Source organism: Corynebacterium sp. ACRPS (genome assembly GCF_022346005.1).
Classification (GTDB): Bacteria; Actinomycetota; Actinomycetes; order Mycobacteriales; family Mycobacteriaceae; genus Corynebacterium.
Genome location: NZ_JAKRMY010000024.1, coordinates 1 through 25442 on the forward strand (window position 1 = coordinate 1; position 25442 = coordinate 25442).

At 57.1% G+C, this 25442-nt stretch carries 23 protein-coding genes, 1 other RNA gene and 2 pseudogenes; 8 read left to right on the top strand and 18 right to left on the bottom strand.

Annotated features, from left to right (window positions below; genetic code table 11):
* Window positions 1-335: 335 nt before the first annotated feature.
* From MHX65_RS10850 to ftsE, 10 genes and pseudogenes are all read right to left on the bottom strand, one after another.
* Window positions 336-1091 (bottom strand): iron ABC transporter ATP-binding protein, encoded by a 756-nt coding sequence (locus tag MHX65_RS10850; protein WP_023025818.1) that lies wholly within the window; start codon window positions 1089-1091, stop codon window positions 336-338.
* Window positions 1088-2065, bottom strand: a complete 978-nt coding sequence (locus MHX65_RS10855) for an iron chelate uptake ABC transporter family permease subunit (RefSeq protein WP_239270097.1) — start codon at window positions 2063-2065, stop codon at window positions 1088-1090. Before MHX65_RS10855 ends, MHX65_RS10850 begins: the two co-directional genes overlap by 4 nt.
* A 1-nt stretch (window position 2066) precedes the next feature.
* Window positions 2067-3032, bottom strand: coding sequence for an ABC transporter permease (locus MHX65_RS10860; protein WP_239270078.1), 966 nt, complete (start codon window positions 3030-3032; stop codon window positions 2067-2069).
* 68 nt (window positions 3033-3100) lie between these two features.
* The gene (locus MHX65_RS10865; protein WP_370657801.1) at window positions 3101-4093 is read right to left on the bottom strand and encodes a siderophore ABC transporter substrate-binding protein; all 993 of its coding nucleotides are present in this window, start codon (window positions 4091-4093) and stop codon (window positions 3101-3103) included.
* 85 nt (window positions 4094-4178) lie between these two features.
* Window positions 4179-4945: pseudogene (locus MHX65_RS10870) on the bottom strand (amidohydrolase family protein).
* A gap of 74 nt (window positions 4946-5019) precedes the next feature.
* Window positions 5020-5402, bottom strand: a transfer-messenger RNA (tmRNA) gene (gene ssrA / locus MHX65_RS10875).
* A 67-nt stretch (window positions 5403-5469) separates the two neighbouring features.
* Window positions 5470-5835 carry a DUF488 domain-containing protein gene (locus MHX65_RS10880; RefSeq protein ID WP_239270080.1) on the bottom strand — a complete coding sequence of 122 codons (366 nt, stop codon included), beginning with the start codon at window positions 5833-5835 and terminating at the stop codon, window positions 5470-5472.
* Window positions 5828-6331, bottom strand: coding sequence for an SsrA-binding protein SmpB (gene smpB / locus MHX65_RS10885; RefSeq protein WP_023016945.1), 504 nt, complete (start codon window positions 6329-6331; stop codon window positions 5828-5830). Before smpB ends, MHX65_RS10880 begins: the two co-directional genes overlap by 8 nt.
* A gap of 44 nt (window positions 6332-6375) precedes the next feature.
* Entirely contained in the window at window positions 6376-7278 is a 903-nt protein-coding gene (ftsX, locus tag MHX65_RS10890; protein WP_239270081.1) for a permease-like cell division protein FtsX, read from the bottom strand.
* Window positions 7275-7973, bottom strand: coding sequence for a cell division ATP-binding protein FtsE (gene ftsE / locus MHX65_RS10895; protein ID WP_239270082.1), 699 nt, complete (start codon window positions 7971-7973; stop codon window positions 7275-7277). Before ftsE ends, ftsX begins: the two co-directional genes overlap by 4 nt.
* A 120-nt stretch (window positions 7974-8093) precedes the next feature.
* Here ftsE and MHX65_RS10900 point away from each other — a divergent pair, with 120 nt between their 5' ends.
* Window positions 8094-9722 carry an AbgT family transporter gene (locus MHX65_RS10900; RefSeq protein WP_239270083.1) on the top strand — a complete coding sequence of 543 codons (1629 nt, stop codon included), beginning with the start codon at window positions 8094-8096 and terminating at the stop codon, window positions 9720-9722.
* Window positions 9723-9743: 21 nt separating this feature from the next.
* Here MHX65_RS10900 and prfB read toward each other — a convergent pair whose 3' ends face one another.
* Window positions 9744-10847, bottom strand: a complete 1104-nt coding sequence (gene prfB, locus MHX65_RS10905) for a peptide chain release factor 2 (protein WP_239270084.1) — start codon at window positions 10845-10847, stop codon at window positions 9744-9746.
* Window positions 10848-10907: 60 nt separating this feature from the next.
* Between prfB and MHX65_RS10910 the strand changes: the two genes are divergently transcribed.
* Together MHX65_RS10910 and hisN are read left to right on the top strand one after the other, a co-directional pair.
* Window positions 10908-11744: an inositol monophosphatase family protein gene (locus MHX65_RS10910; protein ID WP_239270085.1), complete on the top strand. Its 837-nt coding sequence runs from the start codon at window positions 10908-10910 to the stop codon at window positions 11742-11744.
* Window positions 11737-12519 carry a histidinol-phosphatase gene (hisN, locus tag MHX65_RS10915; RefSeq protein ID WP_023016942.1) on the top strand — a complete coding sequence of 261 codons (783 nt, stop codon included), beginning with the start codon at window positions 11737-11739 and terminating at the stop codon, window positions 12517-12519. Before MHX65_RS10910 ends, hisN begins: the two co-directional genes overlap by 8 nt.
* On the opposite strand, the gene MHX65_RS10920 is transcribed toward hisN, so the two are convergent.
* The 4 genes from MHX65_RS10920 to MHX65_RS10935 all read right to left on the bottom strand — a co-directional run bounded on the left by MHX65_RS10920 (window position 12516) and on the right by MHX65_RS10935 (window position 16328).
* Complete coding sequence (locus MHX65_RS10920; RefSeq protein ID WP_239270086.1) at window positions 12516-12776, bottom strand: MarR family transcriptional regulator; 261 nt, start codon at window positions 12774-12776, stop codon at window positions 12516-12518. The genes hisN and MHX65_RS10920 overlap by 4 nt on opposite strands.
* Window positions 12773-14710: a ferrous iron transport protein B gene (gene feoB / locus MHX65_RS10925; RefSeq protein ID WP_239270087.1), complete on the bottom strand. Its 1938-nt coding sequence runs from the start codon at window positions 14708-14710 to the stop codon at window positions 12773-12775. Before feoB ends, MHX65_RS10920 begins: the two co-directional genes overlap by 4 nt.
* A gap of 3 nt (window positions 14711-14713) precedes the next feature.
* Window positions 14714-14998 carry a FeoA family protein gene (locus tag MHX65_RS10930; RefSeq protein ID WP_239270088.1) on the bottom strand — a complete coding sequence of 95 codons (285 nt, stop codon included), beginning with the start codon at window positions 14996-14998 and terminating at the stop codon, window positions 14714-14716.
* Between the two features lie 238 nt (window positions 14999-15236).
* Window positions 15237-16328 carry a S1 family peptidase gene (locus MHX65_RS10935; RefSeq protein ID WP_239270089.1) on the bottom strand — a complete coding sequence of 364 codons (1092 nt, stop codon included), beginning with the start codon at window positions 16326-16328 and terminating at the stop codon, window positions 15237-15239.
* A gap of 211 nt (window positions 16329-16539) precedes the next feature.
* On the opposite strand from MHX65_RS10935, the gene MHX65_RS10940 reads away from it, so the two are divergent.
* Complete coding sequence (locus MHX65_RS10940; protein ID WP_239270090.1) at window positions 16540-16980, top strand: DUF1990 family protein; 441 nt, start codon at window positions 16540-16542, stop codon at window positions 16978-16980.
* A gap of 64 nt (window positions 16981-17044) precedes the next feature.
* Here MHX65_RS10940 and MHX65_RS10945 read toward each other — a convergent pair whose 3' ends face one another.
* Complete coding sequence (locus MHX65_RS10945; RefSeq protein ID WP_239270091.1) at window positions 17045-17662, bottom strand: kinesin; 618 nt, start codon at window positions 17660-17662, stop codon at window positions 17045-17047.
* Window positions 17663-17759: 97 nt separating this feature from the next.
* Between MHX65_RS10945 and MHX65_RS10950 the strand changes: the two are divergent.
* The 4 genes and pseudogenes from MHX65_RS10950 to MHX65_RS10965 all read left to right on the top strand — a co-directional run bounded on the left by MHX65_RS10950 (window position 17760) and on the right by MHX65_RS10965 (window position 22017).
* Window positions 17760-18905, top strand: a pseudogene (locus MHX65_RS10950) (IS3 family transposase).
* 114 nt (window positions 18906-19019) lie between these two features.
* Window positions 19020-19241, top strand: coding sequence for a hypothetical protein (locus tag MHX65_RS10955; protein WP_239270092.1), 222 nt, complete (start codon window positions 19020-19022; stop codon window positions 19239-19241).
* A 13-nt stretch (window positions 19242-19254) separates the two neighbouring features.
* Window positions 19255-20424: a P-loop ATPase, Sll1717 family gene (locus MHX65_RS10960; RefSeq protein ID WP_370657802.1), complete on the top strand. Its 1170-nt coding sequence runs from the start codon at window positions 19255-19257 to the stop codon at window positions 20422-20424.
* 393 nt (window positions 20425-20817) lie between these two features.
* Window positions 20818-22017, top strand: a complete 1200-nt coding sequence (locus MHX65_RS10965) for an MFS transporter (protein ID WP_239270094.1) — start codon at window positions 20818-20820, stop codon at window positions 22015-22017.
* On the opposite strand, the gene MHX65_RS10970 is transcribed toward MHX65_RS10965, so the two are convergent.
* Together MHX65_RS10970 and MHX65_RS10975 are read right to left on the bottom strand one after the other, a co-directional pair.
* The gene (locus MHX65_RS10970) at window positions 21947-23746 is read right to left on the bottom strand and encodes a siderophore-interacting protein (protein WP_239270095.1); all 1800 of its coding nucleotides are present in this window, start codon (window positions 23744-23746) and stop codon (window positions 21947-21949) included. The genes MHX65_RS10965 and MHX65_RS10970 overlap by 71 nt on opposite strands.
* A gap of 404 nt (window positions 23747-24150) precedes the next feature.
* A complete protein-coding gene (locus tag MHX65_RS10975) occupies window positions 24151-25131 on the bottom strand; it encodes an ABC transporter substrate-binding protein (RefSeq protein WP_239270096.1) in 981 nt (326 codons plus the stop codon).
* Window positions 25132-25442 lie beyond the last annotated feature (311 nt).

A 25442-nucleotide genomic window follows, 5' to 3' on the forward strand; every position in this document is an offset into this window, starting at 1 on the left:
CCTTACCGGCACACACCAACCAACAAACCAACTTTAGGCTTGCTGGCCAACAGACCAATCAACACACAACCATGCACACAAAAATAAAAAATAAGTACATTGGCACACTATTGAGTTCTCAAACAACATCCACACACCACAAGAAAATTAACCAAACGTTAACCTCTCAGCGGCGGCTCGTACCAACTTACCCAACAACCTGAACCAAGTCAAATCCTCGAACCAAGTCAGTACAAAAAGTCACTCAAAAGTAACCAACCGGCTACCTCTCGGCGACTCGCTAAAATCTATACCACCCCACTACACAACGCAAACTCGCAGGCTAACGTTGGTTTTTAGTGATAGCACGCGATCTTTCCATCGGGCCCATCGATAACGCGCACCGGAGTATTGAAGATGGGCGTCAGGATATCGTCGCGCATAATCTCCTCGGCCGGGCCGAATTCGACGATCTGCCCGTCCTTGCAGGCGCAGATATAGTCCGCGTAGCGCGCGGCAAAGTTGATGTCATGCAGAACCACGATGACCGTGCGCCCCAATTCCTGGGCAGCCTCGCGCAGGTGGCGCATCATGTCCACCGAGTGCGAGATGTCCAAGTTATTCAGCGGCTCATCCAACAACACGTAATCGGTTTCTTGGCACAGCACCATTGCTACGTACGCGCGCTGGCGCTGACCACCAGAAAGCTGGTCAAGGTAGCGGTGCTGCAATTCTTCCAAATGTAGGAAGTGGATGTATTTGGAAATGACCTCTTCATCGTGTTTATTGAGTCGACCCTTGGTATAGGGGAAACGGCCAAAGCCCACGAGCTGGCGCACGGTCAGTTTCGTGACGAAGTGATTTTCCTGCCGCAGGATAGACACGATCTTTGCCAAGTCGGCGGACTTGCTGGATTGGATGTCATAGCCGGCGATTTCGATGCTGCCTTCATCCATGTCGAGCAGGCGCCCGATCATGGTGAGCATCGTGGACTTACCCGCACCATTCGGCCCCACCAGCGCGGTGATGCCTCCCTGCGGGATGGTCAGGTTGAGTGGACCAATAGCGGTCTCGGCGGAATAGGTTTTAGAAACGTTCTTTAATTCGATCACAGTCGGCCCTTTCGCATAATGACAAAGAGGAACACGGAGCCACCTACCAGCTCAATGATGATGGACACCACGCCTTGGGCGGAAAATACGTGCTGCATGAGGAAGTACGCCGCAATCAACACGAGGAATGCTAACCCCACCGCCATCGGAAAGATGTAGCGGTGGTCGTAGGTATCGGCGAATTGATAGGCCAGCGTAGCCACCAAAAAGCCCAAGAAGGTCATGGGCCCTACCAGTGCGGTCGTCGTCGCCATCAATAGCGAGACCAACACCAGCGTGTAAATTGCATGCGCTTTGTGGTTCACGCCCAAGTTGGTGCTGACATCGGCACCCAAGGAAATCACGTTGAGCTTGCGCGCATTGAGCACCAACAGCGTGGTGGCGATGGCCACGATGGGAATAGCGATGGGATAGTACTCAGTCTCGGCGTTATTGACGGAGCCAAAAAGGCGCGCGGTCAGCACGTCGAACTCGCTGGGGGTCAGCATGCGCTGCATAAAGGTAGACAGCGAGCCCAGGCCACCACCAATGACCACGCCGACTAGCAGCATGGCGTGCATATTCTGCTTTCTATTGGTCAGCAGCCACGAATAAAGCACCAGGGAAAGGCCCACCATGACGCCCATTTGCATGAGGAAGGTGGGCACGGTGCGGGCATCGTTAAGCCCACTAGCACCCAGGAAGAAAATGGTCGCGGTATTGATGGCAACGTACAGGGACTCAAAGCCCATGATGGATGGCGTCAAGATGCGGTTATTCGTCACGGTATGAAAAGACACCGTGGCCATGGCTTGGCACACAGCGACGATCGCCATGGCGATGAGGGCATCGGCGCGGCGCTGGGCGATGAGCCAAAACTTGCGGGTGCCAAACTCCATCGGGTTGCCATAGGCCAGGTAAGCAAAGGCCAAAGCCGCAGCTAGGCCCCATACGCAGACTAGCGTGATCCAGTACTTCTTGGGTGGGGCGGACATCTTAGTTCGCACGGGTCGACCTCACAATCATGATGATGAAGACGATGGCGCCGATGACGCCAAGAATGACCGAAACTGGCATCTCGAATGGGGCGATAATCACGCGCCCCACCAGGTCACACACCGTGACGATGCCGATGCCCAGCAGGCAGACCCAGGGAACGTTGGAACGCAGGTCATCGCCCCGCACCATGGAGACGATATTGGGCACGATAAGGCCCAGGAAGGGCAGCGAACCCACGACGACGGTCACCACGCCCGTAGCAATGGCGATGAGGCCGGTTCCCATCAATAACATGCGGTTATAGTTCAGCCCGACGTTGGTGGCCACGTCCTCGCCCAAGCCAACCACGGTGAGGCGGTCGGCGTAGATATACACCGCCACCAGCACCAAGAGGACGATCCACAAAACCTCGTATTGACCCTTGTACACCGCTGTAAATGAGCCCATGAACCAGATGCCCAATTGCTGGAGCATGTCCGTCATCAGGGCGAAAAACGTCGAAATTGCAGAGACCACGGCGCCCAGCATGATGCCGATGATCGGCACGATGAGTGAGGAGCGCAGGGTCACCCGGCGCAGGAAGAGGAAGAATACGACGGTTCCCAGGAAGGAAAAGACCACCGCACCAATCATCTTGACCAGAATCGAGGACGTGGGCGCGACGGCCATGACGATGAGCAAGCCCAAACCGGCCCACTCCGTGGTGCCGGTGGTAGACGGTTCGACGAAGCGGTTCTGGGTAAGCAGCTGCATGACCAGGCCGCTTACAGCCATGGCCGCGCCGGCCAGCACCAAGGCAATGGTGCGCGGTAAGCGGGTAATGCCGAACATGGCGGCGCCATCGTCGGCGCCAAAAACGTCGTACTGCCCGGTCAGCAAGGAGGCAACGAGCAACGCGGCGACGATGAGCACGCCGAGGCCGAGCTTCCAATCCCAGACCTTTGTGCGGGTGGTGGTTTCCATAACTATCCTTTACGCACCTGAAAACCGGAGGGCACAAAATCCCTCCGGTTTCCGGTTTTTAGTGGTGGCTAGTTCTTTTCAAACGCGTCTGCCATCGCGTTGAGCGTCTCCGTGAAGGTAATGATGTTTTCATTGGTGTAGGTATCCTGCGGAGCGGCAACGATCTTGCCTTCCTTCACGGCAGTCACGTTCTTGAGTGCCGCGGAATCCTCTACCAGCTTCTTACCTGGGGTGTAGCCTGCTTCATCCTTGGCAATGGCACCGTCGCGGTCCATGATGAGGATGTAGTCAGGGTTGGAATCAGCAATTGCCTCGACGGAGATGTCATCGCCCTCGTGGTCATCGCTGGCGTTTTCCACCTCGAGGGAAGGCTTCATGCCCAGCAGGTCAAAGAATGGTCCGAAGAAGCGGCCCTTACCTGGGGCGATGTAGTTGATATCGCCACCGGAGGTGTTGACGGCCATTACGGTCTTCTCAGGATCGTAGGCATCCTTGGCGCGGTCCAGCGCCTTGTTGAAGTCATCGACAAGCTTCTTTGCTTCATCTTCGTGGTCGAAGATCTTGCCCAGTGCTTCGGTCTGGCGAATGAGTTCTTCCGCCATGTCCTTATCATCGCGCGGGGAGAAGTCCAGGACCGGGGTATCTTCCATCAAAGCCTCGATATCGGCCTGGTGCTGGGTGAAGCGCTGACCGTTGATGACGATGTCCGGCTCTGCGGCAACCAGCGCCTCCAGGTCGGGTTCGCGGTGCATGCCCAGGTTGGCCTCGATCGAGTCTTCGTTGATCTTGTCCGAGAGGGTATCCGGGACGATGCCCAGCGGGGCTGCCACGATGTTGACGTCCCAATCCGCGAGGATTTCGAAGGCGCGGTTATCCGTTACCGCGACGCGCTCGAACGGTACGTCCAGCTCATGGGTGCCGTTATTATCTTCGATCTGCAGTGCGCTTTCCGATGTCCCCTTGTTCGAACCCTGGTCCTCTTCTTCCGCAGTGCTACATGCGGTAAGCGCCAGGGAGGCGACAGCCACGACAGACAAAAGAGCGCGATGAATTTTCTTCATTGTGCTTTCCTTATAGACGAGAAACAAATGCCCCATTAACTTAGCTTAAGTCACCCTAACCAATCAAGGGTGAGGGTAACCTTTCCTAAAGCACATCGTCCAGGCCATAGAAACGCGCTGCATTTGCGTAGAAAACATGATCGGCATGTACCCCGCGGCCTTCTCAATGAGCCGGAAATCATCAACTGAAAACACCCGGCTCGCCCGCTACGAGGGCAAATCGGTACCCGCCATGAGCGCCGTTGGATCGACGTCGACAATGCGGCGCACCACCTCCCCTGGGTCGAGGTCCACTCGCCCGAATCCGGTGGCCTTGACCTTTACGCCGGCATCGACAAGCTCCAAGAGGCCATCTACTCCCTGCGCGCTCAGGCCCAGGTGGTCGATGCTAACGGCCGGCAGCTTCTTCAGCACCGGCGCCATTTCGCCCAGCGCAGCCGCGTCGACATAAAGCTCCACGTGCCAGCCGGCTAGGTCATAGATCCGCCAGGCGAGCTCCTCGAGGTCCTCCCGCGCTGCGCTGCCACCGCGCCGGAAGTTAAAGCGCACCGCCCGCACGCCCAGGCCATCGAGGCGGCGGATTTCGGCATCGGGGACATCGGCAGGCAGCTGCGTCACGCCTACGAAGTTATCCAACTCCCCTAACGCATCCGCCAGATACCCCTGGTCAAAGCCCTGAAAGGAACCGGAGACGACCGCGCCGGCGGTGATATCAAAGCCCTCACCGCGCAGCTTCTCGCGCCATACGTCATATTCCGGAACCAAAAATTCCGGCGGCGTATAACCCTGATTCTCCTGGATGGGGTGAGAAAAATCGATGATATGGAGGTGGGAATCGAATACTCGCTGCATGGCCACCACCCTAGCCGCGCGCGGGCAACCTTATGAGAAAAGCCCCAGCTAGAACTGAATCTAGCTGGGGCTCTCGGTGGAGCTGCCGGGACTTGAACCCGGGTCCTTCGTCACCTTGCCAGGGCTTCTCCGTGCGCAGTTCGCACATGATCTCTGCTCGGCCCTCCGGTTCGGGCGAACTCGTACCGGATGATGGGCCCAGTCACCAGTAAGAGTCCCATCTGGCCCTGATGACACAGCCAGACGGCAAGTTCCTTAGTCGATGCCAGGTTCTAGGTCAGGAACGAAACCTAGGCTGACAGACACGCGTCGCTGCAATTAGGCAGCGAGGGCGTAGTCACGCTGAGAGTTCTTCTCTGCGTTTATTTGTTTGCTACGACGCTTAAACGGTGGTCGATAGCCTTCACCGGCACGCTTCCCCTGGCGCAGTGTACGAAGTCGAAACCAAATCAACCCCATAGCACTTGTAGGGACGGGATAGTGCATCATTCCCTACGGTTGTTCTAACACTACCGCAGACGCTTTTATTTCTCCAAGTGCTCTTCCAGCCAGTCTTTTAAGACCACCGCGTGGTTAATCTCGCGGTCGGCAGCGCCAAAGAGCAGCGTGAGGTCCCCCTCCTTTGCCAAGGAGAGCAGCTGGGTGAGCTCTTCCGACTCGCGGTCATCGAGCTCGGCGCGGTAGCGGCGCGAAAACTCCTGGAAAGAATCCTCGTCATGGCTCCACCACTTGCGCAGCTCGGGGCTAGGCGCCACGTCCTTGAACCATTCGTCATAGTCCAGGTCCGCCTTGGCGATGCCCCGCGGCCACAGACGATCTACTAGGACGCCGGTTCCGGAAATGGAGTCTTCGCCCTTGACTGCATCGTGAACCTTTACCGTCTTAAGCATTAATCCCCTTCACGCGGCGGCCGAGCTCGCGGGTGATTTCGCGGTTCTGGTCGCGCCGCTTGATGTCCTCGCGCTTGTCATAATCCTGCTTACCTTGCGCGAGCGCCAGCGACAACTTCGCGTACCCGTTTTTTAGGTACACCTTGAGCGGCACCAGGGTTTTATTGCCATTGCGCACCTGCCCGTAGAGCTTGTCGATCTCCCGGCGGTGCAGCAAAAGCTTGCGGGTGCGCCGCGGACTGTGGTTGGTCCACGACCCCATCGAATACTCCGGAATGTGCAGGTTGCGCAAGTACACCTCGCCATTATCAATGGTGGCGAAGGCATCATTGAGCGAGATCTTGCCCTCCCGGAGGGATTTGATCTCCGTGCCGAGCAAGACGATGCCGCACTCGAATTCTTCGAGGATCTTATAGTCGTGCCGGGCCCGGCGGTTGGTCGCAAGCGTGGCGTCCCCGGAAGCCGCCTTCTTATTCTTCTTGCCCTTTTTAGCCATAATTGCCTCAGTGTACTGCTCGTTTACCGCACCCGGCAAACGGCTTAGCGGCGGACATAAGAACGTAGGGTAATCTGCGCGGTGGCAGCGGTAACCGCCAAGGCGAGCAGGCCTACCAGCGGCAGCGCTACCCACAGATCGCTGGACTTCATCGGCGCCAGCAATTGCGATTCATACAGGCCCTGCAGGGAAGGATCGATCACTTGGGATTTCGCGACGAGCAGCCCGGCACCGCCCAAGACCAAGCCGATGAGGGAAGCGAGCACGGCTTCTACCACGAACGGCGCCTGCGTCATCCAGCGCGAAGCGCCCACCATGCGCATGATTTCGGTCTCGCGGGTGCGGTGGAAAGCGGCGATTTGCACCATATTGGCCACCAGGAAGATGGCCGCAATGGACATCACGATGGCCACGATGAAGGTGGCGGTGCGGATGGAATCGAGGTTGCTTGCAGCCTCGCGCACCTCTTCTTGCTGGTCCACGACCTCTTCTACCGCCGGGTTATCCCGCACAGCATCGATGGCGGAGGCCTCTTCCGGGTCAACGAGGCGCACGTGCAACGCTGCCGGCAGCGCGTCCGGCGAGGTTTGTTCCACCATCACCGGATCCGTGTCCTGGAAGAGCTCGCGGAAGCGCTCGTAGGAGGCCTCCCGGTTGCGAAATTCCACGGACTCTACGGAACTATCGGATTCCAGCTGTTCTTTTAAGTCCGCGCAGGCGGGCGTGGTGCAGTTTGGATCCGTGGCGGAAATGTCCTCGTTGAGCTGCACCATGACCTCCACACGGTCCAAGTAGATATCCTTCGTATCCTTGGTGAGGTGGGTGACCATGATGCCGGCAACCACAGCGCCGACAGAAATGGCCGTGGTAATGATCATCGCGATGGTCATCGTCAGGTTGCGGCCCAAACCCTTAGTGGCCTCGCGGAAGATGAATCCTAGCTTCATGCCTGCTCCTCCTGCGCCGAATAGGCTGCGTTGTGCTCATCGCGAACGAGCGTGCCATCGCGCAATTCCAGCACGCGTTTGTGCGCCTTATCCACGGCGCGGGAATTGTGCGTGGACATCACTACGGTGGTGCCACGCTTGTTGATGCGCAGCAGCAAGTCCATGATCCCGTCGGCGGTGGCGGGATCGAGGTTGCCCGTGGGTTCATCGGCAAGCAACAGCTTCGGGCGATTGACCAGGGCGCGCGCGATGGCCACGCGCTGCTGCTCACCGCCGGAAAGCTCGTGCGGCATCGCATGGTGGCGGTTTTCCAGACCCACCATCTCCAGTACCTGCGGCACCGCGGTGGAGATGCGGTGCTTGCTCTTGCCGATGACCTCCAGGGCAAACGCCACATTCTGGTACACGTTGAGCTTGGGTAGCAGCCGAAAATCCTGGAATACGTAGCCAATGGATTGGCGCAGGGCGTTAATATCCTTGCCCTTCAACTCATTGACGTGGAAGTCACCGAAGTAAATATCGCCCGAGGTCACATTGCTATAGCGCACCATGAGCTCTAGAAAGGTGGACTTTCCGGACCCCGAAGGTCCGATGAGGAAGGCAAACTCACCATCCGCAATGTCAAAAGACACCCCATCGAGCGCGGGCCGGAACTGGGCGGAATACACCTTAGTCACGTTTTCGAAAGTAATCACTCCGCTACTGTAGCAATCAAAGTTGACAGCAACCTGTGAACGCTATCTAGTATTGTAGTCTGGAACACAATATCTGGTACGAAATGGTGCCCGACTCGATCGACAGAAAGTGCCGATACTATGGCCGAGACTAAAACCAAAGAAAAACCGGAGAAAGCAAGCGGCTTTTTAGGCACCGTAGAAAAGATTGGCAATAAACTCCCCGATCCTTTCTGGCTCTTCGTCATCCTCGCGATAATCGTCGCCATTACCTCTTGGATTGGCCACTTAATTGGCATGAGCGCCGAGGATCCTAAAACCGGCGATACCATCGAGGTTGAATCACTCCTGACCACCGAGAATATCTCGCGTATGGTCACAGACGCGGTGGAAAACTTTACGAGCTTCCCGCCGTTGGGCGTCATCCTTGCCGTCATGCTGGGTGTGGCCGTGGCCGAGCAGTCTGGGCTCTTGTCCGCGCTTGTGCGCGCCATGGTGACCAAGGTCAGCCCGAAGTTCCTTACCTTCCTCGTCGCGCTGGCCGGCGTGACCGGTTCCGTGGCTTCGGATGCGATTTATGTCATCCTCATCCCGCTGGGCGCGATGGCCTTCCACTCGGTGGGCCGCTCCCCCATCGTGGGTGCCATGGTGGCCTTTGCGGCGTCCTCGGCGGGTTTCAACGCCTCGCTGATCCTCAACATTACTGACCTCCTGCTGGCCGGTATTTCCACTCCCGCCGCACAATTCGTGGATGAGGCTTATGAGGTCAGCCCGCTGGCCAATATCTTCTTCGTCATACCATCCGCTATCGTGCTATCGCTTATCATCACCGCCGTCACGGAATGGTTCATGGTGAAAAAGGCCCGCGAGCTGGTCAACCACGACAAGATTAATTACGAGGAAGTATCCTTCTCCCAGGCTGCCGGCGCCGCTGATGACGATACGGACGAGGACGGCGAAGATAGCGACGTTGATTTCGAGGAAGAAGAAGACGAGCTGCGGGTAAAACCGGAGGAGCAAAAAGGCTTGGTTGCCTCTGGTATCGCGCTACTTATCTTCCTCGCGGGTTTCTTCGCCCTGCTCTTTATCCCAGGCTCCCCGCTGGCTAGCCAAGAAGATAGCTTCATGGAATCGCCGCTGATTAGCGCGATTGCGGTTCCCATTGCCCTGGCATTCTTGGTCTGCGGCATCGTCTACGGCATCTACGCCGGCACGCTGAAGTCCGCCTCCGACGTGCCAGATTTCATGGCTAAAGGCATTAAGACCTTGGTCCCCATGCTGGTGCTCTTTTTCGCCGTCGCCCAGTTCTTGGCGTGGTTCCAGTGGTCCAACCTCGGTGTGTGGACCGCCATTAAGGGCTCTGAGCTGCTGCAGGCATGGTCGCTGCCGCCCATCTTGATGTTCGCCGCGCTCGTGGCCATGGTGGCAGTCCTCAACCTGTTCATTACCTCAGGTTCCGCACAGTGGGCACTGATGGCACCGGTGATCGTGCCGATGATGATGTACGTGGGCATCTCGCCTGAGGTCTCCCAGATGCTCTTCCGTATCGGTGACTCACCGACAAATATCATCACCCCGATGTCGCCGTACTTCGCCCTGGCGCTGACCTTCCTGCAGCGCTATTACAAGCCGGCGGGCGTTGGCACGCTGATGTCGCTGGCGCTGCCGTATTCCATCGCCATGATCGTCGGCTGGTTTATCTTCTTTATCGTGTGGTACCTACTGGGTATCCCACTCGGACCGGGAGCCCCGATGCACTATCCGGCTTAAGCCTGCAGAGCGCGGTCGAGGTTAATCCTCGCCGCGCTCTTGTTGCATGCGCCAGCGGATGCCGGCTTCCAAGAAGCCGTCGATGTCCCCATCAAGCACCTTGGAGGGATCGCCCATTTCAAAATTGGTGCGCAGGTCTTTGACCATTTGGTACGGGTGCAAAACATAAGAGCGCATCTGGTTGCCCCAGGAGGCATTGCCGCCGGCGCCGAGCGCATCGAGCTCCGCCTGCTCTTCCTGGCGCTTGCGCTCCAAGAGCTTGGCCTGCAATACCCGCATGGCAGAGGCCTTATTTTGAATCTGTGATTTCTCGTTCTGGCAAGTGACCACGATGCCGGTGGGGATATGCGTCAGGCGGACCGCGGAATCGGTGGTATTGACCGATTGCCCGCCGGGACCAGAGGAACGGTACACGTCCACGCGCACCTCGTTATCCGGCACGTCGATGTGGTCCGTTTGCTCCACCACGGGAAGGACCTCGACCTCTGCAAAGGAGGTTTGGCGCCGGCCTTGGTTATCGAAGGGCGAAAGGCGCACGAGGCGGTGCGCGCCCTGTTCCACGGAGAGCTGGCCGTACATGTATTCCCCGTGCACCACGAAGGTGGCGGATTTAATGCCCGCTTCTTCGGCATAGGAAATATCGTAAATATCCACTTTGTGGTCGTGCTTTCCCGCCCAGCGGGTGTACATGCGCATGAGCATCTCCGCCCAATCGGCCGCGTCTACCCCGCCGGCGCCGGAGCGGATATTGATCACGGCCTCGCGCGGGTCATATTCCCCGGACAGCATGGTGGTTACCTCGAGGGATTCGATGGCACTTTCCAGCTCCGCAAGGTCTTCATCGGCAACGGAGACGGTGCCTTCTTCCTCCGCGAGCTCGTACATCACCGGCATATCATCTAAGCGCCCGCGCAAAGACTCCAGTTTGCGGACCTTTGCTTGCGCGCTTGATAACTCAGAGGTGACCTTCTGTGCGTGCTCGGGATCATCCCACAGCAAGGGATCCCCAGCTTGGGCTTCCAGTTCCCGAATACGCGCAGCCAAGGCTTCCGGATCCATGACCTTTTCAATGGTGGTCAGGGTGGTGTCCAATTGCTTGAGCCGTGTAATTACTTCGGGACGCATAGGGCCCAATCTTACCCACCTCCCCCACAGAATTAGCCATTGGTTGGATTTAGGGTGACAATGGTGTGCATGGATCAAAAGCCAAGCTTGCAGGAGATGATCGATGCGGTCATCAAAACGTTTATTGTCGCGCATGCTGACGATGGGGATGCCCATTTGGCGCAGGCGCTTGTGTATAACGCCGGACGCTTAGCTTGGCGCTTGCGCGAGATGGGCGTCTCGGTTGAGCAGAAAACCTCTATTTCTGATGTGGTCACGGATGCAGACCGCGCCGCAGAGCGCTTCGTTGCCGGAGTGCTAGAGGCCGTGCGCCCCGAGGACGGCCTCGTGGGCGAGGAAGGCACAGCCCGCGAGTCCCAGTCCGGACGCAATTGGGTCATCGATCCGGTCGATGGGACCTACAATTTCACCTCCGGCTCCGATTATTGGTGCTCGGCGCTCGCGCTTACCGATGCCTCCGGGGTCGCCCTCGGCGCCGTCCACCGCCCCGCCATGGGCTATACCTGGTTTGGCGGGCGCGACTACCCCACCTCGCTCGATGGTAAGGACGTTGCCAAGCTGCAGGATAAGCCGGCAGAAGAAATCTCGCTCTCGTCCTACCTGCACCCAACGTCGCTGGCGGATCCAGAAATTCGTGCGGCGTGGCAGCGGGTGACCGAAAACTTTGCTACAGTCCGTATGCTTGGTGCCGGTTCAGTGGACTTGGCCTCCGTGGCAGAAGGCACGTGGGGCGCATGGATGCAGCATTCGGTAGCGGATTGGGATTGGTTCCCCGGCAAGGCTCTCATTGAGGCCGCTGGTGGTGCCGCCCGCAAGGTAGAAGCCGGTGGCGTCGAGTGGTGCTTGGCCGGAAATAAACAGGTAGTTCAACAAATGGAGGAATGGCTCCGTGGGTAAATTCAAAGAAGACTTAGGTCTCGCGCTCGAGTTGGCCGGTCACGCCGATGTAGTCACGATGCACCGCTTCGAGGCCACCGACCTATCCGTCAAGGAAAAGCCGGACCTGACCCCGGTCTCGGATGCGGATCTCAACTGCGAGAAGCACATTCGCGATTCGCTGAAGCGCTCCCGCCCGCGCGATGAGGTTTTGGGCGAAGAGTTTGGCGGCCAGGCCTGCTACGAGGGCCGCCAGTGGGTCATCGATCCCATCGATGGCACGAAGAACTTCGTGCGCGGTGTGCCCGTGTGGGCCACGCTTATTTCCCTGCTCGAAGACGGCGAACCGGTCGTCTCCGTGGTCTCCGCCCCAGCCCTGCGCCGGCGCTGGTACGCAGCGAAAGGCGCCGGTGCCTACCGCGTCTTTGGCGGTGAGCCGAAGCGCCTGCACGTCTCCCAGATCGAGAAACTTGGGCATGCCTCCCTTGCCATGAGCTCGCTCACCGGCTGGTCCGAGCGTGGATTACGCGATAAGTTCCTCAACCTGACGGATAAGACATGGCGCCTGCGCGGCTACGGCGATTTCTGGTCCTACTGCCTCGTGGCAGAAGGCGCTGTCGATATCGCCACCGAGCCTGAGGTCTCCCTCTGGGATCTCGCCGCCCCGTCCCTGCTCGTGACCGAGGCCGGCGGTACGTTTACGGATCTGTCCGGCAATCCTGGGCCGCACGGCGGATCGGCCATTGCCTCCAATGGCCGCCTGCACAAGGCCGCGCTGCAGATGCTGCAGGATTAAGGCCGGACCGTAAGTTTCAATAAGACCGGTTCACGGCGCCCGCCCTCGGCGCCGGAGCAGCCATCACTGTGCGAGCAATTACCACAGCCGCCCGTGGGGCACGAGGAGAGCGATTCGCGCACGAGCTGCGCGCTGTGTTCCAAGTGGGCGAGGATAACCTCCACGGTCCCCTGCCCCAGTCCGGTCGCGCGGGCGATGTCTGCGGGGGTGGAGTGACCGCCGCGGATCGCTTCTTTTACCTTGTCTGTAGGGCTCATAGGAATAACCTCAGCACCTGGAAGACTCCGACTGCCAAGACCCAGGCCGTGACGAGCTGGAGCGCAAAGCCGATGAGCGTCCACTTCCAGCCAATTTCGCGCCGCTGCGCGGCCACCGTAGCCACGCACGGGGTATAGGCCAAGAGGAAGACCATGTACGCCCACACCGCGGCCAGCCCGTGCCCACCGGAGGCGGCATCGAAGTCGCTGCGGATGTGATCGGCCAGCGAAGACTCGGCTTGTTCCTCAGGATCCGCATCCGTGACGTCATCGACGGCGTAAGTCTGCGCCCAGGTGGAAATCAGCGTTTCCTTCGCCACAAAACCTGTTACCAGCGGGCCGGTGAGCGACCACGAATCGAAGCCAGCCGGCGCAAACGCCGGGGATATCGCCTTCGAAACCGCGCCATAGGCCGAGTCCTCCGGCGGGACGGCTTCCTCGTCAAAGGAATGCCCACCGGTGACGGGTATGGACATGAGCAGCCAAATAACCACCACCGTGGCCACGATGATGCCACCTGCGGTGTGTAAGAATCCCTTCAGGCGCACCCACATGACCGAGAGCGATAGCTTAAACGTGGGCAGCTGATACGAAGGCAGGTCAATAACGAGTGCCTCGGACGGCATGGCGCGCCAGACCGTTTTGCGCAGTGCCAAGCCCACGGCTACCACCAGGGCGATGGACAGAACGTACATGCCAAAGACCGCCGATCCGGCGTGATCTGGGAAAAAGACCTGCGCCAGCATCATAAAGACGATAAGCCGCGCCGAGCACGAGGTGAAGGGGATAAGCAGGCAGGTAAGGATGCGGTGGCGGACATCGCCAAGCACTCGCGTGGCCGAAATCGCCGGCACGTTGCAGCCATAGCCCACCACGATGGGGATAAAGGCCTTGCCAGGCAGGCCAATCGAGCGCATCACCCTATCGGTGACCACCGCAGCGCGCGCCATATAGCCGGAATCCTCCAGCACCGCCAAGCACAGAAACATCAGCGCCAGTAGCGGAGCGAAGGTCAGCACCATGCCGACGCCACCAATGAGGCCATCAACAAGCAAGCCCGAAATCAGCCAGTGATCCAGGCCAATGGCTTCCAGCCCGGCGCGGGCCGCGTCCGAGACCGGACCGGTGACAAGGTCTTCGAGGCCGTCCTGCATGGGCCCTGCCACCGTGGTGGTGATGAAGAAGACCGCCCACATCACCGCGAGGAAGAGCAGCGGGCCCACCACTGGGTGCAGCACCACGCGGTCCACGCGCTGGGTGAGGGTCTCGCCTACCTCCACGCGGTGGACCGCAGCTTTTTCGGCGGCATCGAGATCCGCAAAGCGCTGATCCAGGCCGGAATCCTGGCGGATGATGGTTGGCTCGACGCGCATGGCCTGTGCCACGGTGGTTTCCAGCCCGTCGAGGTTGCGCCGGCGCCGTCCATTGACGCTGACCACTGGCATGCCAGTGGCGCGGGAGAGCGCTTCAGTATCGATGCTAATGCCCTGCTGCTCGGCCATATCCTCCTTGGTCACGCCGATGACCACGCGGTATGGCTCGGCGGCAATTTGCAGCGCCAAGTTGAGCCCGCGGGCCGGGGCCGTTGCGTCCACGAGGACCACGACGACATCAGGGCGCTCGTCTGCCGGGCAGTCAATGAGCATCTGCTTGGTAAAGGCCTCATCCGGGCTCATGGGCTCAAGTGAATAGGCGCCGGGCAGGTCGATGATGTCAAAGGCCTCTGGCTGCGCATTCCAGAGCCCGCGGCTGACCTCGACGGAGGTGCCCGGCCAGTTGCCGGTCTGGACCTTCGCGCCGGTCAATGCGTTAAAGAGGGTGGACTTTCCGGAGTTGGGCGCGCCCACCAGTGCCAGGACCGGCGTGCCTTCCGCCGCTATCCGCATGGTGGAGGTGCTGTGGCAGCTTGCTGGGGCCGTGGAATTATGTGCCATCGCTTATGCCTCCACCGGAACGACTTCGAGTTGGCGCAGAGTGTGCGCATCCACGGCATAACGGGCCGTACCTACGCTGACAATGCGCGCACCGCCTGCGACGGTGCGGCCGATCTGCACGCGGGTGCCAGGCCGAAAGCCCAGCTCGCGCAGCCGCACGGCCAGCGCCGGTTGGGTCTCGATCGCGTTGTGCAGGCAATCAGCGGACAGTTCCACCACGGCATCGGTGGGTGCTTGATCCGCGCGAATGGGCCCAGTTTCTGGTGGAGTGGAATGGGTTTTGTACATGGGGAAACCTCGGTTCAAATTTCGCTGCGGATGCGTTAGCCACAGCAGATATTGACTATCCCTAATTGGACAATAGGTAAGTCTCACCTTAGTTTATGTCTCCGATTGCAGGCAAGGCTATCCTGCGCTTTCCCCCACTTTGGCGGGACGCATGCGCGTTATATGCCCATAGAAATTGCGCATAAAAAAGCGCCCCGTGCAGCACTCAAGGCTGAACGGGGCGCTATCTGCTTCGCGCTTATGCTTCGGGCAAGGTAAACCCAGCACCAACGCCACCACGGCGGTTCATATCCGCCAACACGGTATCCATGTTGGTAGCGGCGGTGGGGTTATGAACCGCACCCTGCAGCGGGGTGCGGCACGGGAAGTTCACCGGCAGGAAGCCGCCGGAGATGGAACCGATGAGGCGGTCACCGGCGAGCAGCGGCGCACCAGAATCGCCCATCATGGCGCAGACCTGGTTGACCTGGATGCTTTGTGCCTGCTGATAGGTCATACCGCAGGTCTTGCCGGTGGCAACGCCCTGCTTGCATACGGTCTCACCCGGGTTTACGGTCCCGCCTAGGGAGTTAACGGTTACTCCGTTGTAGCTGCGGGTGACCTCAGCATTAGAACCGAATTCGATCACCGAATAATCCAGCTTGTCATTCTTGGACACGATGGTGCCCGTCGGGCCAATGTGATCAGAATCGGCCGAGGTAATGGCATCGCCCTCATTGCCGCAGTGCCCTGCGGTTAGCCCCACCTTGCGGCCGGCATCGTCATTACCGGCAACGCTCAGGGTGCACATGGTGTCACCATTGATATAGATGGGAGTTCCAGGGCCGTACAGGGACTTACCCTGGTTCATGGCAACATCGGATTCCTCGGGAGTGCGCGGGGCATCGAACAAGGACCCCGGCACGCGGTGCAGAACAAAATCTGCATCGGGCTTGCCCGCAGCTACCTTGGAAAATCCATCATTTTTCCACTGGTAATTGGGATTATTACCCAATGGCTTTTGCTCTACCTGAGTGGCCTGTTCCAGTAGCCCGAAGGGATTCGGGTTGGTGGCCGGCTCCGCGTACTTAGCCCCCTGCTGGGCGTTATTCGCCACCGTATCGTGCGCGTTCTGCACCGCGGAATCCACGGTATCGGTGACCTGCTTATCCACCTCTGGGGTCTCAATTCCAAAGTCCGCGAGGCCATCGCGCACGTGGTTGATTAACCCTGCCGAGTCAATATCCGGTTGGGGCAATTCTTGGGCGCCTGCTGCCGGGGAACCCAGGAAAAACGCACCAGCGAAAGCCGAGCCCACCAGGACTTTCTTTAGGTGCGGAATGCGAAGCATCAAAGTACCTTCTTTCAGTTGTCAGGATCGTGCTAGCTAAATCCTGACATGAATCTCGTGTGAAAGCAGCTAAGTCCTGTGACTGTTTCCAAGCCGTTACCGTTCTTTCAGGTTTCGGGGGTGATCACACTATTAATCCGTACCCAAAAACTTTTCGATGCCCTATTCTTCACCCCCATGAGGTCCCCACAGATAAGCACTGAGACTTAAGATGCCAGAGCCGCTTTCCTATACCGATACCGCCGGATTCCCGCAGCTGCACATGAGCCGGGTCATCGACGCCGATTTCGATGCCGCGGCCCACCGGCTCTTTCGCTGGGGCATCCAGCGCAGCGGCCTCTTCCGCGTGCGCCCCACCCACCCGGTCGTCCAAGAAGGCGCCGAGGTCACCATGGGCCTTGGCCCGTTTGATTTCCGCTGCCGCGTGGTCGAGGCTTTCTCTGACGATGGGCGCTGCGGCTTTACCTACGGCACCTTGCCCGGACACCTCGAGCGCGGCGAGGAAACCTTCACCTTAGAGCGCCTGCGGGATGGGCGGACGCTGCTGCTTATCGATGCCACCTCCGAGCCCTTCCTGCCCTTCTTGCGCCCGCTTGTCGATATCCCCCGCCGTCTGCTCATCCGCCGGTTCTACCTGCACGCGCTGGACTAGCACGACAGCACAAAGGCCGCTGCCTCTCCCCTTCGGGTTAAGACAGCGGCCTGGGCGTAGTTAGCTACTTGCGCTTTTCGTCGAGGTTATCGCGAGCCTCGCGCACGACGTCTTTCACGCGGTCGAAGAAACCGCCCTTCTTACCGGATCCATCCTGGTATTCCTGCGCCTTGTCTTCCACGAAGTCCTTAGCGCGGTTGATGGCTTCTTCAACGACGTTGCCGGCCTCGGTGACCTTGTCCTTCAGGTCATCAAAGTCATCGCGCTCATCATCAGCTGCAACCCCTTCCGGCTGCTCGGGGGCGGCAGCGATGTGTTCCTCTTCGGCCTCGCCCACCACGTGCTGTGAGGGCTCATAGTCCGCGTTATCCTCATCCAGCTGTTCCTGCAGATCCGGTTGCTCGGACGCTGCAGCGACGTGCTCTTCCTCAGCGCCGGTAACGACGTGATTCTTCGGCTCGTAATCGCTCTGCGCCGCAGCATCATTTTGCCCATCTGCGCTTGCCGCTGCGGCGGCGCCGGCAGCAGCAGCCCCGCCAGCCGCGGCTCCGGCTACACCGGCTCCCGCAGCCTTGCCGGATTCAATCTTGTTGCCCTCGGCATCAGTGGATGCCAGGTAGGTAAATTTCTCGCGATCCACGTCTACTTCGTGACCAAGGGCGCGTGCAGTTTCTTTAGCCATTGCTTTGTACTCCTTAACTAGATCTATTTTCTCCTATCCTAGCGTTTCGGAGTGTCCCAGGTTTTGTTCCGTTTGAGTAGATGGGAAAATCTGGAATATGCCAAGAAAATTTGACCAGGATGCGAAGGATCGTGTGGTCCGTCTCGTGGAAGACCGCATCTTGGCGGAAAACATGTCGATGCGGGCCGCGTGCCAGGCAGTAGCTGCAAAGTTGGGGTTTCATGGCACACGGCTCGTCTATGGACTTAAGTCTGCTCGTCGTTCGGGAAACATCCCAGAGCCTGTGCCTGAAGATTTGGCTGCCGAAAACGCGAGGCTACGCCGTGAAAATCACCAGCTACGCGACACTAATGAGCTGCTGAAGGCTGCCTCAGCTTTTTTCGCGTCGGAACTCGACCCAAAACGTCGGAAATGATCCGGTTCATCGATGAATACCGGAATCGTTTCTCTGTCGAGTTCATCTGTAAGACGTTGAAGAAAAACCGCGCTGGTGGGTTCATCACCTCGCGTGGGTATCGTCAGTCCAAGGCCCGTGGGGTAAGTGCTCGCGGCCTTCGTGATGCTGTGCTGGTTGAACGCATTAGTGCTATCCATCGGGATAATTACGGTGTCTACGGCGTGCGAAAGATGTGGCATGCGCTTGACCGTGACGGAATCGACATCGGTCGTGAACAAACCGCCCGGCTGATGCGCCTGGCCGGTGTTTCTGGCACAGGCACAGGCAGATCACCTACCACAACCCGTACACCTCAACGTGCCGGATCTGCGCCCGGATTTAGTGGGGCGTGAGTTCAAAGCCCAAGGCCTTAAACAAGCTGTGGGTGGCCGACATTACCTACGTGCGCACGAAGAAAGGCTTCGGGGGTCGGGCCCATGCGCACTGCAGGCATTGCCGCTACAAGCACTCAATCAAGCGATTGTAAGTGCGAGGGAAACAACAGGTCTCATTCACCATTCGGATCACGGCTCGCCGTACGTCAGCGTTGTCTACAACCAGCGTCTCGCCCAGCACGGGACCACTGCTTCCACCGGAACTGTTGGCGACTGAAATGACAATGCTCTAGCTGAAAACGTTAACGGCTCCTCACAAGAGGCGAACTCATCTATAATCGCAGGTGGAATAACGTTGTCGAGGTAGAAATCGCGACATTCGAGTGGGGTGTCATGGTGGAACGAGGTAAGGCTCCACCAAAGCCTGGGATACCGAACCCCAGCCGAGGTGGAAACCGAACTGTGGAATTAGAATCAGCCACAGGATAAAATGCAAATCAAGGCAAATACCAAGGAACAAAAAGTCAGGACACTTCGATAGAATTGGCTGCTATAGGGGCCAAACCAACTTTACTATGGAGGGATAATGGAATCATCACTCAACGAAATCAACTTAGGCCGTATTGACGCTGAAAGCGACGAACAACTCGAGGCTTATTTTGTTGAAACTGGAGCCGTCGATGGGGTCCGTTCAGGGAAGCAACTGATATTGGGTAGGAAAGGCTCAGGAAAGACCGCTCTATTTGCCCATATCAGGGACGCTTTTAGCCACAGGACAGTCGATCTTGAATTAACAAATTTTTTTTGAAACTCACAAGCTGTTGCGGGAAAAGGGCGTCGCAGAGACGAATGCATACACTACTGCATGGGAATTGTTAATCTACCTTGCAGCGCTCGGTTCGATACAGGAAAAAATGTCTTCGAAACAGCGGAGCAATTTCAATAAATTCCTCCATGATCTTCAGGTTCAGGATCGACAAGGTCGACTCAATCAGATGTTTGACTGGCTCAGTCGCATAAAGAAACTTAATTTACCTAATATCTCTACCGTGGCAGATTTAGGGGGAGTAGAGTTTGATACCACATCTCAGCAGACATTAGACGATAAATTTATCCAAGTATTTAATCAGTTTCAAAAATTTGCTTTAGAAATCCTTGCCGAATTCCCTCGGACTGTACTTATCGACAGGATTGATGAAGCATGGGACGGCAGCGAGGAAGCAAGGCTTCTAATCATCGGGGCCATCAAGGCCATGCGTGATATTAACTTGAAAGTTAAGCCCAAAGGATTAGCAACTGTAATTATTTTTCTTAGAACAGATTTGTGGCAGGCAATTTCATTCAACGATCGAAATAAAGTGAGTCAAGATATCGAGTACTTGGATTGGAGTGACGATGACCTAATCAAAGTAATCGAAGCTAGAATTAAAAGTAGTGTCGGCAACAAGCAAAGTAGTTCCTCGACTTGGCATTCGCTGTTCTACGATGGAGAAATGCGGCAACGCGCCCGCTCTGAAACTTATATGTTGAAACGGACCATGGGGCGACCGAGGGACATAGTAGCCTTTTCTATCTCTTGCCTCGAAGAAGCTCAGCGAAATGGTCATTCTTTAATTGAGCGAGAGGACATTTATTCAGCCGAGCCCAAATATTGCATGCATGTCCTTGAAGAGCTTCGTGATGAATTTAGTCATACTATTGATAATTTTCAGAGTGTCCTCAATCTTGTCCGGAAGCTTAGGAAAAGAAATTTCTTCATGGAAGATTGGCTCACTGTCGCTCAAGCACAGAATGTCTGCGAAGAAGAAGCTCGAATATGGCTGAATTTACTCTTCGAGGCTTCTGTTGTAGGCGTATTTGAAATTGGGGGCGGGGGCGGAGGATCCCGCTGCATTTACCGTTACCAAGATCTTAATGTGCAACCCGAAGAAGAGTCACACATGCAGGTCCACCTAGCCGTGGCAAAAGCTTTGAAACTAAAAGATTCATAAGAGGCCGTATTCACAATCATGGCATTTACTTAAGTGCTTATCCACTGAATCTGGATTCTTCAACATCAAAATGCACGAAATCCGAGTGCAGCACTACGCTGTTCACCCTTGTTTGAGATGGGCCCGCTTGCGATAGCACAAAGATTCGTCATTTTGATCTTTCGAACCATTGGAAAGCACCTTGCCGTCAGCTCTAAGGGCGCCTGATGAGTCTGCCCTAAAGACGCTGCGACTAATTAACTGCAATATTGAATACAAACACGTTGTAGAACGAACCAATCCAAAACAGCCCTCTGCTGCAGCCAGTAGACTCCTTGAGGGAGCACGAACATCCGGATGGAAACAAGCCATCAACAAAATGGACAGGGTCCATCCCGGCCATATATAATTAACGTGGCTGGCCAAGGGGTATCGACCCATATCGATATGCTCATCGCCTTCCGAATCCTGCAGGGATTCGCGGCGGGCTTCTCGGTGGCGGTGATGCAGACCCTCATCGTCACTAATGCCGGAAAGGACCAGGCCACACGCGCCATCACCGCAATCGGTCTACCAGCGGTAATTGCGCCTGCGATTGCCCCGCTACTGGGCGGGCTGCTTGTTGATGCCATCGGCTGGCGCGCCATCCTCCTCATCAACGTCCCCATCGGCATCGCCGCAATCGCCCTAGCCGCTCACTATCTAGAACGGACCCCAGCAGACCCTGCAGCCCAGCTGGACCGCATGGGATACCTCTTGCTCGCGCCAGGTTTGCTCGCGGCAGTCTATGGCTTTACCACCATCGGGCACATGAACTCTTGGACAAGCATAATTCTCCTCGCCGCCGGCGCGGGGCTGATTGGATACTTTGTCCTGCATGCGCTCCGGGCACCATCGCCGCTTATCGATGTCCGCCTATTTACCCACGCCTCCTTTTCCTCAGCGTGGGCAACGCTGGCCATTGCAAGCACCGTGTTTTATGGCGGGCTCTTCCTTATCCCACTGCACTATCAGAGCAGCTACGCCTACACCGCACTGCATGCGGGACTTCTGCTAGCACTACAGAGTGTGGGCGCGTATTTCAGCCGCTCGGCGTCGGAAAAGTTCATCGCCCGTTGGGGTACGCGGAAGACCGTCTACATGTGCATTGCCGCCGCTATTATCGGAACGCTACCTTTCGCCTTTCCCACCGGCCAGGCGGCAGGCTGGCTCATCCTTCAAGGCTGTGGGCTATTCGTGCGCGGCGGCGGAATCGGAGCCCTTACGGTGCTCACGATGTCCGCGACCTACCACGGCTTATCCAAAGGTGAAGTCGTCCATGCCAGTGCTGCGGGCCGCATCGCGACCCAACTTGGTAGCGCACTCGGCGTATCCGTCTGCACGGTGCTGATGACCCTCACCCACGGGATCGGCTGGACAACGTTCGCCTACTTCACCGTGTTCACCACACTTATGGCAGCCACGGCCCCCGGCTCCCGTCCGGGACCGTGGTCCGGAAATAAAAGGTTATGCTCGAGGCATTTTGTCCTACCGAGGTTCCTCTTTAGGAATTCGCTTCTGCTTCCAGGACGAAGAGGTGTTTGCCCCAGCCAACAGCCGTGGCAGAAGAAATAAGAGCGCGGCTATCAGCGGTAGCAGCGCTGACATCGTCCTGAGTCGGCACCTTGGTGCCGAACATGGAAAGCCTCACCAAGTCCTCTTCATAGGAATGCTCATCGCCGCCTGCTTCCTCGAGGACCTCGGTAAGGATAAAAGCCCGGCGGGACTTATCCCCACTAACCGCGCGGCCTAATTCGGCAGCCACCTCTTCGCTGCCAAAGATGCTCCAGGGATCGATGAAAATCACGTCAGTTGCCCACGCATAGTCCGTCTCGGTGGGAGAAAGGCCGCGTCCGTCGCCGCCCATCTCGCAGCGCGCATGAGAGGCTACTGCGATTTCCCGTAGCACCGCTTCCGATGAAGCATCGGTGATAATCCGGCATTCAGCATGCTCGCATCGGCGGAGGATTTCATCTGCATATACTGCACCGCCCTGGCCAATGATGAGAACACGAGCAGTGTCATCCAGATACTGCTGCAGTTCCTTTGCTGCGGAAGGAGCGGTCCACCCAGCACTCACATTCTTTTGCTCAAAGCGTTCGGCTGCCAGGTGCGGGTCCTGGCCAAGATATTCTGACCACGGCAATCCCTTTTCGCCTTGAAGCGCTGGCCCACCGGTGCGAAGGCTGTCCTCAAGGCGCATCAGCGCCATCGCCTCAAGGTGCGCTGGCCCGCTTAACCAACGCACTACATTTGAATCTGGGTCCGCCAGTTCCATGCCCATTGCGGTCAATGCGAGGGTGGTTTCGCTAACTTCGACAAGTTCAAGAGCCGCCAGGTAACGGATAAACCTCCGTAGCGCCTCCTCGTGCAGTTCTGTCGCAGCAGCAAGAGCAGGGACCGTGTTCGCACCCGCATCGATTTCCTGGAAGAGCCCTAAACGCACGGCAGTGCGAAGCGCAAAGGCCGAATTCAACTCAGCCAAATCATGGATATTGTGCAAAACACTATTGCTGCTGCTCGATGCGCTTTCTTTAGCGTCGCTCTGGCTGGTACGCCGCCAGTAGCCTGTGATTTCCCGATGCTCAGGGGAAATTCCGGAGGCCTTAAACAAACGCCGCAGCGGTTTCAGCCGGGAGGCCTCCCCCGCCGCCCATGCATATGCTTCGCCACCCGGCAATGCCGACTGAGCAGTCTCCTCAAAAAGCGCACGTGCCTTTTCTACGAAGTCCTCGCCCTGGTCACGTACTGCCCAGTGGATCTGTACCGAATCCGAAATATCGAGGTTCTGAATATCAGCACTCGTAGGAACCTCTACCACCGCAACCGCGCGATGCCCTGACGGGAGTGATTCCAGGCAGCGGCCGATTGCTGGGAGCGCAGTCTCGTCTCCGGCCAAGAAGAGCCAATCGGTGTGCGTAGGTAACTGTGCACACGACTTCGGGCCTGCCACAAAAATGGCGTCACCGATTCGGGCATTCTGGGACCAGTTTTCGGCCAAGCCCTCACCATGGCGCGCGAAATCTATGGCTAATCGCCCGCGTACAGCGTCAAAGTGGCGAACCGTGTATGTGCGGAATAGGTTTTTCACGGCTTCTGGCCACAAGAGGTTGCCATCATTTTGGGCTATTGGGTGCGGCCGCTCCCCCGTTTCAGGATCCGGGAAGATGAGCCGAACGTCGTCGTCAAAACCATGGCTTACCAGCGAGGGAACGGAAATACCATCGCGCTCGTGGTCTTGGAGTTGCTCCCCGCTCAGCGTAATGCGCCGCATGGATGGCGATATATCTTCAATTTCTTCCACATATAATTCCCGGTAAGAAATTGGATAAATTTCCCTGCTCCGGCTGTTCCTTGGCATATTTGAGACCAGTCCCCTCTCGGTCTAGATGGCTTTTAATTCACTTTGTTCGATTGTCTATTTTCTTATTAAGTTTTTGCTGGTGCTTTGAACGCTTTTCCCAGCGCCAAGCATTTTCCAGCTCACCTACATACCTTTTAATACAGTCATCGTGCTGCGCCGGTGAGCGAAGATGCGGAAAGCCTGACGCTGGTTTTCCGTGCCGGAAAGGCATGAGCGAACGGACCACTGCCTTGGATACAATTCATTTAAGAGAACGCCTTCCGATGCATCGGAAGGCGTTCATGACTACCTGCTGCAACGGGCTGAGCCCCATCTAGCAGGCGTCGGAGTCGTGCAGACCTTGACTACTTTCCAACCTTTTCCAGCGTCGGCATCGTCTTATCCAGCACCCAAGCTCGACTCAAGCTCGTCGGGTTGTTGAGTCCAGCGACGACCGCTTCATCGCCAGCGAGAGTCGCACCGGATTTCACCTGCGGCAAATCTTTGTATCCCGGAGTATTTTCAACTTCCTCGATTGAGCCGGTGCGGTTATAAATAACCATAAAATCAGCGGCCAGGTGGGATACGTTTTCCGGAGAAAGCGTGACGCGGCCTTTATCAACTGGAACCGTACCGTCAGTCAACTTATCCGGGAACTTCATACCCAAATCGTAGATGAAGGATGCACCCGGATCCTCAGGGTCTGCAACGGCACCAAAGGATCCCTGGGCGAATTGAGAAACAATGCCGGTTTTACCCGCGAGGTTCGGCAATTTTTCCTTAACGTCAGCGAAACGCTTCCGATCCTCATCGATAGCTTTCTTCGCTTCGGATTCCTTATTAAAGATCTTACCCAAAGCTTCTAGCTGTGCCTCCCAGCCAATCCCCTCCCCTTTATCGGAGATGCCGCCGAGAGTCGGTGCGATTGCAGACAATTCTTTGTAATTAACCTCAGATATTGTCCAGTAATCCCCAACAATGAAGTCGGGTTCAATTGCCGCGATTTGTTCTTGTGGCAGAGTTTTGAAATCTGCCTGATCGATCACCTTGACACCATCGAGCTTCCCCTCGCGCCAGGGTGAGTTCTTATCTTTTGCATTCTGCACGACGGCTGCTGGTTTAATTCCAAGTTCCAGCAGGTTATCAACAGCCGGCCCCACGGCAACCACATTTTGTGGATTGACCGGATACGTATCCGTACCCCGTGCATGCTCAATGGTCACGTCTTCTGCAACTTTGGAGGTTGCCGCTTCATCGGTCGAATCGTTCGACGAGCATCCTGACAAAACCAATCCGGCGCAGATAGCGGCTGCGATAACTGACTGCACTCTCCTCTTTACTGCCATCCCTTTTCCTTAAAGTCGGTTTCCTGAAGTTGTCCTCGACGTTTTCCACTGGATTTCTCACAGACCCGCAGGCAACTTTTAGATTAGGTTAGCTTTACCTACATCGCATTGCAATAGTGTTCCACCACAAATCAACACAATATGCCATTAACCAGCCTTATCTAGAGGGAAAATTATTCCCGTAGAGAAAGTGACGCGCGACGCTATTTAGTACCGGTAGGGCGGTATCGAGTACCGACCGGTGCGGATATCGGGTACCGGGGGTAGTTTTTAGGCACTCTTTAGTGGACGGCCCACGCAGTGTGTACGCG